9 protein-coding genes are annotated in these 12027 nt (G+C 60.6%); all 9 read left to right on the top strand.

Annotation, left to right across the window (positions count from 1 at the left end):
* Window positions 1–404 precede the first annotated feature (404 nt).
* Window positions 405–1928 carry a CoA-acylating methylmalonate-semialdehyde dehydrogenase gene (locus tag J8I87_RS15740; RefSeq protein ID WP_209932377.1) on the top strand — a complete coding sequence of 508 codons (1524 nt, stop codon included), beginning with the start codon at window positions 405–407 and terminating at the stop codon, window positions 1926–1928.
* A gap of 138 nt (window positions 1929–2066) precedes the next feature.
* On the top strand, window positions 2067–3812 hold the full coding sequence (locus tag J8I87_RS15745) for a choline dehydrogenase (RefSeq protein ID WP_209932378.1): 1746 nt from the start codon (window positions 2067–2069) through the stop codon (window positions 3810–3812).
* A gap of 246 nt (window positions 3813–4058) precedes the next feature.
* The gene (locus tag J8I87_RS15750) at window positions 4059–4838 is read left to right on the top strand and encodes an ABC transporter ATP-binding protein (RefSeq protein WP_209932379.1); all 780 of its coding nucleotides are present in this window, start codon (window positions 4059–4061) and stop codon (window positions 4836–4838) included.
* The gene (locus J8I87_RS15755; RefSeq protein ID WP_209932380.1) at window positions 4835–5590 is read left to right on the top strand and encodes an ABC transporter ATP-binding protein; all 756 of its coding nucleotides are present in this window, start codon (window positions 4835–4837) and stop codon (window positions 5588–5590) included. Before J8I87_RS15750 ends, J8I87_RS15755 begins: the two co-directional genes overlap by 4 nt.
* A gap of 50 nt (window positions 5591–5640) precedes the next feature.
* Window positions 5641–6864: an ABC transporter substrate-binding protein gene (locus J8I87_RS15760; protein WP_209932381.1), complete on the top strand. Its 1224-nt coding sequence runs from the start codon at window positions 5641–5643 to the stop codon at window positions 6862–6864.
* Window positions 6865–6995: 131 nt separating this feature from the next.
* Window positions 6996–7880, top strand: coding sequence for a branched-chain amino acid ABC transporter permease (locus J8I87_RS15765; RefSeq protein WP_209932382.1), 885 nt, complete (start codon window positions 6996–6998; stop codon window positions 7878–7880).
* Window positions 7880–8851 carry a branched-chain amino acid ABC transporter permease gene (locus tag J8I87_RS15770; protein WP_209932470.1) on the top strand — a complete coding sequence of 324 codons (972 nt, stop codon included), beginning with the start codon at window positions 7880–7882 and terminating at the stop codon, window positions 8849–8851. The genes J8I87_RS15765 and J8I87_RS15770 overlap by 1 nt, the downstream gene beginning before the upstream one ends.
* A gap of 498 nt (window positions 8852–9349) precedes the next feature.
* The gene (locus J8I87_RS15775; protein ID WP_209932383.1) at window positions 9350–10516 is read left to right on the top strand and encodes an ABC transporter substrate-binding protein; all 1167 of its coding nucleotides are present in this window, start codon (window positions 9350–9352) and stop codon (window positions 10514–10516) included.
* Between the two features lie 310 nt (window positions 10517–10826).
* Window positions 10827–11987: an ABC transporter substrate-binding protein gene (locus J8I87_RS15780; protein ID WP_209932384.1), complete on the top strand. Its 1161-nt coding sequence runs from the start codon at window positions 10827–10829 to the stop codon at window positions 11985–11987.
* The last annotated feature ends 40 nt before the right edge of the window (window positions 11988–12027 follow it).

The following is a 12027-nucleotide window of genomic DNA, read 5'->3' on the forward strand; positions in this document are numbered from 1 at the left end:
AAGGTTTGCTTGCGCGACGACCGTTCAACGTGGCGGTTGTCGCGCTGGCCAACGAGATGGCCCGCACAATCTGGGCGTTGCTGGCCCATGAACGTCGGTACCAATCCGATTACGCGGCACATGCTGCGTAAAACCATCAACTCAACAAAGGAGACTGGTCGTCAACCGGTTGCGCAGGATGATAGATGTGTGATGGCAGAGCAGATCGGACCGCGGGGAAGTAAGCCCGAATAGTGTCTTGTCCCCTTGAGGATTCGTCGGAGCTGAGGCCTTCCCCAGCAAATTCCATCAGGGCCAGCGGATCACAATCCGTGCCATAGGCCGGATATAAGTCTGCACCCGATCTCCATGCCTTCAAAGCAGATATCTCCTCGCAAAACGGGGAGGCGTCCATATAAGACACTATGAGCGAGACAGATCAAACCCCGGCGCAGGTGCGCGCCTTGACGCACATGATCAACGGCCGTCCCATCGACGGCACGAGCCAGCGCTTCGGCGACGTGTTCAACCCGGCGACAGGCGATGTGAGTGCGCGCGTGCCGCTCGCGAGCGTCGCGGAAGTGGACGCCGCCGTCGCGGCCGCCAAAGACGCGTTTCCCGCATGGAGCGAGACGGCGCCCATCAAGCGCGCACGCGTGCTCTTCAAGTTCAAGGAACTGCTCGACCGTCACCATGACGAACTCGCCGAGCTGATTACGCGCGAGCACGGCAAGGTGTTCTCGGATGCGAAGGGCGAAGTGATGCGCGGCATCGAGATCGTCGAGTTCGCGTGCGGCATTCCGAATCTGTTGAAGACCGATTTCACCGATCAGATCGGCGGCGGCATCGACAACTGGAACCTGCGCCAGCCGCTCGGCGTGGTCGCGGGCATCACGCCGTTCAACTTCCCGATGATGGTGCCGTGCTGGATGTTCCCCGTCGCGATTGCGTGCGGCAACACGTTCGTTTTGAAGCCTTCCGAACGCGATCCTTCGCCTTCGGTGCGTCTTGCTGAACTGCTGAAGGAAGCGGGGCTGCCCGATGGCGTGTTCAACGTCGTGCACGGCGACAAGGTGGCCGTCGATGCGCTGCTGGTGCACCCCGATGTGAGTGCGCTGTCGTTCGTCGGCTCGACGCCGATCGCCGAATACATCTACACGGAAGGCACGAAGCACGGCAAGCGCGTGCAGGCGCTGGGCGGTGCGAAGAATCACCTCGTCGTGATGCCGGATGCGGACCTCGATCAGGCCGTCGATGCATTGATCGGCGCGGCCTATGGTTCGGCTGGCGAGCGTTGCATGGCGATCTCGGTGGCCGTTGCGGTCGGCCATATCGCAGACGAACTGATCGAGAAGCTCACGCCTCGCGTGAAGTCGCTGAAGATCATGAACGGCATGGAAGCCGAGGCGGAAATGGGTCCGCTCGTGACGGCGGCGCATCGCGTGAAAGTGTCGGGCTATATCGATGCCGGCATCGACGCGGGCGCGAAACTCGTCGTCGATGGACGCGGCCATCAGGTGCCTGGTCACGAGAAAGGATTCTTCCTCGGCGGCACGCTGTTCGACAACGTGACGACGGATATGAAGATCTATCGCGAGGAGATTTTCGGTCCCGTGCTGTGTGTGGTGCGCGTGCCCGATTTCGCTTCGGCCGTCGAGCTGATCAACAAGAACGAGCTTGCTAACGGCGTGTCGTGCTTTACGTCGGATGGCGGTGTGGCCCGCGCGTTCTCGCGTCAGATCCAGATCGGTATGGTCGGCATCAATGTGCCGATTCCCGTGCCGATGGCGTGGCATTCATTTGGCGGCTGGAAGAAGTCGCTGTTCGGCGATCATCATGCATACGGCGAAGAGGGCGTGCGCTTCTATACGCGATACAAAAGCATCATGCAGCGCTGGCCGGACAGCATCGCGAAGGGCGCTGAATTCACGATGCCCGTGGCGAAGTAAGCGGGATCGACGCAGTCGCGTGGCAACGGCATTGCCGCTATGACGAGGGCGATGCCGCGCGCCTCGCACAAGACGCCGCAGCAAGACCAAAGAAAAGAGCAGTAGATCCACCGGACGCCTAAACCGCAATCGGATGTCATGCACGGTGGTCATGCGAAGGAGACAAGGGTGAGTACGACAGCCGCAGCGCGCGCAGCGAGCGCGAGAAAGCTCGAAGGCGAGTTCGATTACATCGTCGTCGGCGCGGGCACCGCGGGCTGCGTGCTCGCGAATCGCCTGAGCGAAGATCCCGACGTCAGCGTCTTGGTACTCGAAGCCGGCGGCAAAGACGATTACCACTGGATTCACGTGCCCGTCGGCTACCTCTATTGCATCGGCAATCCGCGCACCGACTGGCTCTATAAGACGCAGGCGGAGCCGGGCCTCAATGGGCGCGCGTTGTCGTATCCGCGGGGCCGCGTGCTGGGCGGCTGCTCGTCGATCAACGGCATGATCTATATGCGCGGGCAGCGCGAAGACTACGACGAGTGGGCGCGCGTGACGAACGATTCGTCATGGTCGTGGGATGCGGTGCTGCCCGTCTTCAAGCGTAGCGAAGATCATCACGGCGGTGCTAACGAGTATCACGGCGCGGGCGGCCAATGGCGCGTGGAAAAGCAGCGCCTCAAATGGAAGATTCTTGAAAAGTTCGCCGAGGCTGCACAGGAAACAGGCATCCCCGCTACCGACGATTTCAATCGCGGCGACAACACGGGCGTCGGCTACTTTGACGTGAACCAGAAGCGCGGCATTCGCTGGAATGCATCGAAGGCGTTCTTGCGTCCCGCGATGACGCGGCCGAATCTCACGGTCATCACGGGCGCGCATACGCAACGCGTCGTGTTCGAAGGCAAGCGCTGCGTAGGCGTCGAGTATCGCGGCGACGACGTCGAGTACATCGCGAAGGCGCGTATTGAAGTCGTCATCAGTTCGGGCGCCGTGAATTCGCCGCAACTGCTGGAACTGTCGGGCATCGGTAATGGCACGCGCCTGCAGAACCTCGGCATTGAAGTGGTGAACGATTTGCGCGGCGTCGGCGAAAATCTTCAGGACCATTTGCAGTTGCGCATGGCCTATAAGGTGCATGGCGTGCGCACATTGAACACGGCGTCCGCGCACTGGTGGGGCAAGATGATGATCGGGCTGCAATATCTGTTGACGCAGAGCGGGCCGATGTCGATGTCGCCATCGCAACTCGGCGCATTTGCGAAGTCCGATGCCGACGACAGCGCATTGACGCGTCCCGATCTCGAGTACCACGTGCAGCCTCTTTCACTCGACAAGTTCGGCGAACCACTGCACCGCTTCAATGCATTCACGGCATCCGTGTGTCATTTGCGGCCCACTTCGCGCGGCAGCGTTCATATCGGGTCGCATGATCCGCACGCGGCGCCGCTGATTGCGCCGAATTATCTGTCGACGGACTATGACCTTCATGTGGCCGCCAACGCGTTGCGCCTCACACGACGCATTGCGGCTTCGCGGGCTTTGAAACCGTACAGGCCCGAAGAGATCCTGCCCGGCATCGAGTTCCAGAGCGAAGAAGAACTACGGCGAGCGGCAGGCAATGTCGGCACGACCATCTTCCATCCCGTGGGCACATGCCGGATGGGCACGGCCGACGATCCGGCCGCTGTCGTCGATAGCCGCTTGCGTGTGATCGGCGTCGAAGGACTGCGCGTCGTCGATGCATCCGTAATGCCGACCATCACCTCGGGCAACACGAACTCGCCGACGCTGATGATTGCCGAGCGCGCGAGCGACATGATCCGCGCGGACCGGCGTGCACGCAAAGACAGCGTCACAGTGGAGACGCGCGCCGCGTCTACGATGTCCGTTGCATGACACGCAACGTTTAACGTTTGAAGCGAGGAAGGTCGCATCAAATACTAAGTGCAAATCCCAATGATTGCGCTGCATCATTGGCGCGACAATGGCACCCATGCTGCGTGGTGCGGCATGGATGACCGTCCGCATTGGTGCACCACGCCACGATTGGCACGGGGATGTCTTCGCCAATAAAGCGTCGCGCCGAATCCTCGCGCGAATAAAACGCGGTAATGCTTCGCCTTACTTCGCATGGAAGGGAACATGATTCTCGGCGATACGATACTCGAGACGCGCGGGCTCACGCGCGAGTTCAAGGGGTTTACCGCAGTGAACGGCGTGAACCTGCGCGTGAAGCGCGGTTCAATCCATGCGCTCATCGGGCCGAACGGCGCGGGCAAGACCACCTGCTTCAATCTGCTCACCAAGTTTCTGGTGCCCACTGCGGGTCAGATCGTCTTTAACGGCATCGACATCACGGGCGAGCGTCCGGCGCAGATCGCGCGTCGCGGCATTATCCGTTCATTCCAGATTTCCGCTGTATTTCCACATCTGACGGCATTGCAGAATGTCCGCATCGGTTTGCAGCGTCAGCTCGGCACCGCATTTCATTTCTGGAAGAGCGAGCGAACGTTGCGTCAGCTCGATGACCGCGCAATCGATCTTCTCACGCAAGTCGGCCTGACGGACTTCGCCGATGTGCCCACCGTCGAACTCTCTTATGGCCGCAAGCGCGCGCTTGAAATCGCCACGACGCTCGCGATGGAACCCGAACTGATGCTGCTCGACGAACCGACGCAAGGCATGGGTCACGAAGACGTCGACCGCGTGACTGCGCTGATCAAGAAAGTATCGGCGGGCCGCACGATCCTGATGGTCGAACACAACATGAATGTGATAGCCGGCATCTCCGACACGATTACCGTCCTGCAACGCGGCGAAGTGCTCGCCGAAGGCACGTACGCGGAAGTCTCGAAGAATCCGCTCGTCATGCAAGCCTATATGGGCAGTGCGGACGCGGCGCTCGCCGGAGCACACGCATGAGCACAGTGAGCGAACAGGAAAACGCGGCGGTCAGTGTGGTGAGCGGCGAGCCGGCGCTGGAGATCGCGGGGCTGCAGGCGTGGTATGGGGAATCGCACATCCTGCACGGCGTCGATCTGACGGTGGGCCGCGGCGAAGTCGTCACGCTGCTCGGGCGCAATGGCGCGGGCCGCACGACGACGCTGCGCGCGATCATGGGTCTGACGGGGCGGCGCACGGGTTCGATCCGTGTCGGCGGACGCGAAACGATTTCGATGCCGACGCATCGAATTGCGCATTGCGGCGTCGGCTATTGCCCTGAGGAGCGCGGCATTTTTTCGAGCCTCTCGTGCGAGGAAAATCTGTTGCTGCCGCCGCCCGTCGGCGACAAGTCGTTGATGATGTCGATCGACGAAATCTACTCGATGTTTCCCAATCTCCAGGAACGGCGGATGAGCCAGGGCACGCGTCTGTCGGGCGGCGAGCAGCAGATGCTGGCCGTCGCGCGCATTCTGCGCACGGGCGCGAACCTGCTGTTGCTCGATGAAATCTCGGAAGGTCTCGCCCCCGTGATCGTGCAGGCGCTCGCGCGCATGATCGTGACGCTGAAGGCGCGCGGCTACACGATCGTCATGGTCGAACAGAACTTCCGCTTTGCTGCGCCGCTCGCCGATCGTTTCTATGTGATGGAACATGGACGTATCGTCGAGCACTTCGGAGCAAAGGAACTCGAAAGCAAGATGCCGGTGCTGCACGATCTGCTCGGGGTGTGAGCACCCGATTGCCTCTCTGACAACCACAACGCAGAACGAAGGAGATAGTAATGAAAAGGAAGACACTCGCGCCGCTCGCACGGATGGCGTCAATCTGTTTTGCGGCGGCCACGAGCGTCGCATTGACGGCGGGTAACGCGCGGGCTGCCGACGATGCAGTGAAGATCGGTTTCATCACGGACATGTCCGGCCTTTATGCCGACATTGACGGGCCGGGCGGTCTCGAAGCGATCCGCATGGCCGTGGCCGATTTCGGCGGCAAGGTGAATGGCAAGCCGATTCAGGTCGTTTATGCGGACCACCAGAACAAGGCGGATATCGCTGCGTCGCGCGCGCGTGAATGGTTTGACCGCGATGGCGTCGACATGTTGATCGGCGGCACGAACTCGGCGACGGGTCTGTCGATGAACCAGGTCGCTGGCGAAAAGCACAAGGTCTACATCAGCATCGGCGCAGGTGCCGATACGCTGACGAACGAGCAATGCACGCCATACACGATCCACTACGCGTACGACACGACGGCCCTCGCAAAGGGCACCGGCTCGGCCGTGACGAAGCAGGGCGGCAAGACGTGGTACTTCCTGACGGCTGACTACGCGTTCGGCAAGGCGCTTGAAAAGAATACCAGCGAGGTCGTCAAGGTGAACGGCGGTCAGGTGCTCGGCGAAGTGCGTCATCCGCTTTCGGCGTCGGACTTCTCGTCGTTCCTGTTGCAGGCGCAATCATCGAAGGCGCAGATCCTCGGCCTTGCGAACGCCGGCGGTGACACGATCAACTCGATCAAGGCCGCGAAGGAGTTCGGCGTCACGAAGACAATGAAGGTCGCCGCGCTGCTCGTCTTCATCAACGATATCCACAGCCTGGGTCTCGAAACCACGCAGAACCTCGTGCTCACGGACAGCTGGTACTGGAACAAGGACGACGCTACGCGCAAGTGGGCGCAGCGCTACTTCGGCAAGATGAAGAAGATGCCGTCGAGCCTGCAGGCGGCCGACTACTCGGCGGCGATGACGTATTTGAAGGCCGTGCAGGCGGTCGGCTCGACGGATGCCGACAAGGTGATGGCCCAGCTGAAGAAGCAGAAGATCGACGACTTCTATGCAAAGGGCTACATCCGCCAGGACGGCAGCATGATTCACGACATGTACCTGATGCAGGTGAAGACGCCGGCCGAATCGAAGGAGCCGTGGGACTACTACAAGATCACCGCTACGATTCCGGGCGAACAGGCCTTCACGACCAAGCAGGAAACGCGCTGCGCGCTGTGGAAGTAAGTGGCGCCCGGGAGCGCCTCTTCGGCTGATTCACGAAAGACGAAAGAGGCGTCGATGTTCTGCGCGCTGGGCGCGTCGGGTCTGAGAGGACCCGACGCGTGCATGCCGCTTTCACTTTGACGACGGCTTCAATGGATATCTTTGGCATTCCGCTACCGGCGATGCTCAGCCAGTTGCTGCTCGGTCTCGTGAACGGTTCGTTCTACGCGATCCTGAGCCTCGGGCTGGCCGTGATCTTCGGTCTTCTCAACGTGATCAACTTCGCGCACGGCGCGTTGTTCATGCTGGGCGCAATGCTCACGTGGATGGGCCTGTCGTATTTCAGTCTGCCGTACTGGGTGATGCTCGTGCTCGCGCCGCTGCTTGTCGGGCTGTTCGGCGTCGTCATCGAGCGCTCGATGCTGCGCTGGCTGTACAAGCTCGATCACCTCTACGGACTGTTGCTCACGTTCGGTCTCACGCTGGTCGTCGAAGGCGTGTTCCGGTCGATCTACGGGTCGTCGGGACAACCGTATGACGTGCCGTCTGCGCTCTCTGGCGCGACCAATCTCGGCTTCATGTTCTTGCCGAACTATCGCGCGTGGGTCGTCGTCGCGTCCCTGATCGTGTGCTTTGCGACGTGGTTCGTGATCGAGAAGACGCGTCTTGGCGCCTATCTGCGCGCGGGCACGGAGAACCCGAAGCTCGTTGAGGCATTCGGCGTGAACGTGCCGATGATGGTCACGCTGACGTACGGTTTCGGCGTCGCGCTGGCAGCGTTCGCGGGCGTGCTCGCGGCCCCCGTGATCCAGGTGTCGCCGCTGATGGGCCAGCCGATGATCATCACCGTGTTCGCGGTCGTCGTGATCGGCGGCATGGGGTCGATCATGGGCTCGATCCTGACGGGCCTGCTGCTTGGCGTGATCGAAGGGCTCACGCGTGTGTTCTATCCGGAAGCGTCGGCGACCGTGGTCTTCGTGATCATGGCGCTCGTGTTGCTCGTGCGTCCGGCGGGTCTCTTCGGCAAGGAAAAATGATGCAGAGAAAAGCGCTCTACGGGTTGCTGCTGATCGCGCTCATCGTTGCGCCGTTTGTTGGCGCCTATCCCGTGTTCGTAATGAAGGTGCTGTGTTTTGCGCTGTTCGCGGCGGCGTTCAATCTTCTGATTGGCTATACGGGCCTGCTCTCGTTCGGTCACGCGATGTTCCTCGCGTCGGCCGGCTATATCACCGGCTATGCGATCCAGACGCTCGGGCTGTCGCCCGAACTCGGCGTGGTGTCGGGCACGCTGGCCGCGACGCTGCTGGGCCTGGTCGTCGGCCTGTTCGCGATCCGCAGGCAGGGCATTTACTTCGCGATGGTGACGCTCGCGCTCGCGCAGATGGTCTACTTCGTATTTCTGCAGGCGCCGTTCACGCATGGCGAAGACGGCCTGCAAGGCGTGCCGCGCGGCAAGCTCTTCGGCGTGCTGAGCCTCTCTTCGGATCTGACGCTCTACTTCGTCGTGCTCGCGGTGATGGTGCTCGCCTTCCTGCTGATCGTGCGCATCGTGCATTCGCCGTTCGGGCAGGTGCTGATCGCGATCAAGGAGAACGAGCCGCGTGCTATCTCGCTCGGCTATGATACGAACCGCTTCAAGCTGCTGGCGTTCATTCTGTCGGCGGGGCTTGCGGGTCTTGCCGGCTCGCTGAAGGTGCTCGTGCTGGGCTTCGAAACGCTCGGCGATGCGTACTGGACGATGTCGGGCCTCGTCGTGCTGATGACGTTGGTGGGCGGCATGGGCACGCTGTTCGGACCATTGCTCGGCGCGGCGTTGATCGTCGCGCTCGAAGACCGGCTCGGCGATATCGGCGGCGGGCTCGCATCGTTGACGGGGATGGACTGGTTCAGGTCGTTGGGTGAATCCACCACCATCGTGACGGGGCTCATCTTCATCGCGTGCGTGCTGGCCTTCAGGCGCGGCATCGTCGGCGAGATCGTCGAGCGGGTCAAACCGCTGCGTGCATGAGGGCGAGGCAAAATTGGTTTGATGTCCGAACGAACGTTTGCTGCTGCTAATTCAGGCGAATATGAAGCGAAACTACAAGAATGCGCCCCAATTTTGTGCGGCAATGCACCACTAGGGTAAATGCTAGTTGCCCGTGAAGCGGTCCCCGTTTAATCTTCACACAGTTCTGATGCACCGAATTTTGCAGGTGGAGAACGAGGAGACAATGAGGCACAAAAGTGCCCATACAGAAGCGCTGTTGGATTAGGTCCAACAGCGCTTTTTACTTTTCTGCCTTTCCGCCTCGACCCGCTTCGTTTTTAGCGCATCTCATGCGCGCGCCGCGTTGTAAATCACGCGTTTCTCTCTTCCTGATCCACAGCGTTTTTCCCCAGAAATTCAAAGCCTTCAAACTGCTTGCCGCCCGTGGTATGCGTCCGCTACACTCGCCATTCGCCGACCATCGGGTCGGCCTTTGGGCATTCGAATTGACTCGTACATGGGGCGTAGAGGAGCGGAATGAAGTCGGCATTGCGGTGGATCAGCGCGGCACTCGTCGCGGCGGGCGTGTGCGCAGCGTATAGCGGCGCGGCATTCGGAGACGTGAAAATCGGCATCACGGTGTCGGCGACGGGCCCGGCGGCCTCGCTCGGCATTCCGGAGAAGAACACCAGTGCGCTTTTGCCGAAGGAAATCGCGGGTCAGAAAATCGACTACATCGTGCTCGACGATGCAACCGATTCGACGCAAGCCGTCAAGAACGCGCGCAAGCTCACCAGTGAAGATCACGTCGATGCATTGATCGGCTCGACCGTCGTGCCGAACTCGCTCGCGATGATCGATATCGCCAACGAAACTCAAACGCCGATGATCTCGATGGCCGCGGCGGCATCCATCGTCGAGCCGATGGATGCGAAACGCTCGTGGGTCTTCAAGACGCCGCAGAACGACATCCTGATGGCGACGGCGATTGCGCAGCACATGTCGAACCATGGCGTGAAGACGGTGGCGTTCATCGGCTTCTCGGATGCCTACGGCGAGAGCTGGTTCAAGGAATTCAGCAAGGCCGCCGACCTCGCGAAGATCAAGGTCGTCGCGAATGAACGATTCGCGCGTAACGACGCGTCGGTGACGGGCCAGGTGCTCAAGATGATGTCGCAGAACCCGGACGCCGTGCTGATCGCAGGCGCGGGCACGCCGGCCGCGTTGCCGGAGAAGACGCTGCGTGAACGCGGCTTCAAGGGCAAGTACTATCAGACGCACGGCGTCGCGAACAACGACTTTTTGCGCGTGTGTGGGAAGGATTGCGAAGGCACGTATCTGCCCGCAGGTCCGCTGCTAGTCGCCGACCAGCTGCCCGATTCGAACCCCGTAAAGAAGTCGTCGCTCGCGTACAAGCATGCTTATGAAGGCGCAAACGGTGCTGGCTCGATTTCGACCTTTGGTGGTCACGCGTGGGATGCGGGCTTGCTGCTGCAACGTGCGATTCCCATTGCACTAAAGAAGGGCCAGCCAGGCACGCCGCAGTTCCGTGATGCGCTGCGCGCCGCGCTCGAAAGCACGAAAGATATGCCCGGGTCGCACGGCATCTTCAACATGAGCGCGAATGATCACGCGGGGCTCGATCAACGGGCGCGCGTGATGGTGCAAATCGTCGACGGCAAATGGAAGCTTGCCTCCGATTAAGCGAGGCGAATTAACGTATTCGAATTAACAAAAAAGACGCGAGCAGTTGACGCGTCTTTTTTATTGCACGTGAGATGTATTGAATCAGGCAGTGAGGCTTTGCATAGGGGCGGAATCCGGCACTTAAGCGCCAGCTTCCGTCGACAGGGGAGTAACAGGGGAGTAACTAAAGCGGTAGAGCCTGTGTTTGACGCAATCGCAACGAGCAGGGAAAACCATGCTTGGCAGGCTTATACCCGATAACTAGATTCAGTTACCCGGTTATCAAAACTGGATTACGACACGCATTTAAAGCGTTTGGAGACATGCAATGAAAACGACAAAGCAGTGGGTCCGCAGCGCAATAGCCGTGGCGCTCGTTTGCGGGGCGAGTGCGGCCATCGCGCAAGTGAAGATCGGCGTCACGCTATCGACGACGGGGCCAGCCGCCTCGCTCGGTATTCCCGAGAAGAACACGATTGCGCTGCTGCCGAAGGAGATCGCCGGCAAAAGCGTGGAGTACATCGTGCTCGACGATGCATCGGATACGAGCCGCGCCGTGCAGAACACGCGCAAGCTTATCGACGAAGATCATGTCGATGCCATCATCGGTTCGACTGTGACGCCGAATTCGCTCGCAATGCTCGACCCTGTCTCCGAAGGCAAGACGCCGATGATCTCGCTTGCGGCATCGGCGGCCATCATTTCGCCAATGGACCCGAAGCGCACATGGGCATTCAAGACGCCGCAAAACGATGGCCTGATGGCTGATGCGATCGCCGAATACATGGAAAAGCATGGCGTGAAGACGGTCGCGTTCATCGGCTTCGCAGACGCGTATGGCGAGAACTGGTACAACGTGTTCAACCAGGCGGCGAATGCGCATCATCTGAAGCTCGTCGCCAACGAGCGCTATAACCGCACCGACGCATCGGTGACGGGGCAGGTGCTGAAGATCGTCGCATCGAACCCGGACGCCGTGCTGATCGCGGGATCGGGCACGCCGTCGGCGCTGCCGGCGAAGGCGCTCAAAGAGCGTGGCTACAAGGGCAAGATCTATCAGACGCATGGCGTCGCCAACAACGACTTCCTGCGCGTGTGCGGAAAGGACTGCGAAGGCGAACTGCTGCCCGCAGGCCCGATTCTCGTCGCCGATCAGTTGCCTGATTCGAACCCGGTCAAGAAGTCGTCGCTCGCGTACAAGACGGCGTATGAGAAGGCCTATGGCGCGGGTTCGGTCGCAACGTTCGGCGGACATGCATGGGACGCGGGCCAGATGCTTCAGCGCGCGATCCCCGAAGCGCTGAAGAAGGGCCAGCCGGGCACGGAGGCGTTCCGTATCGCGCTGCGCGATGCGCTCGAGAGCGTCAAGGATCTGCCAATCTCGCACGGCATCATGAACATCACGGCCACCGACCACAATGGTCTCGACAAGCGCGCTCGCGTGATCGTCGAGATTTCTGATGGCAAGTGGAAACTTCAGAACGACTAAAAAGGTACGCGCCTCTCGCAACGCGTGGTCGCGAACGATT

Origin of the sequence: Paraburkholderia sp. LEh10 (assembly GCF_017814945.1) — a bacterium.
Classification (GTDB): domain Bacteria; phylum Pseudomonadota; class Gammaproteobacteria; order Burkholderiales; family Burkholderiaceae; genus Paraburkholderia.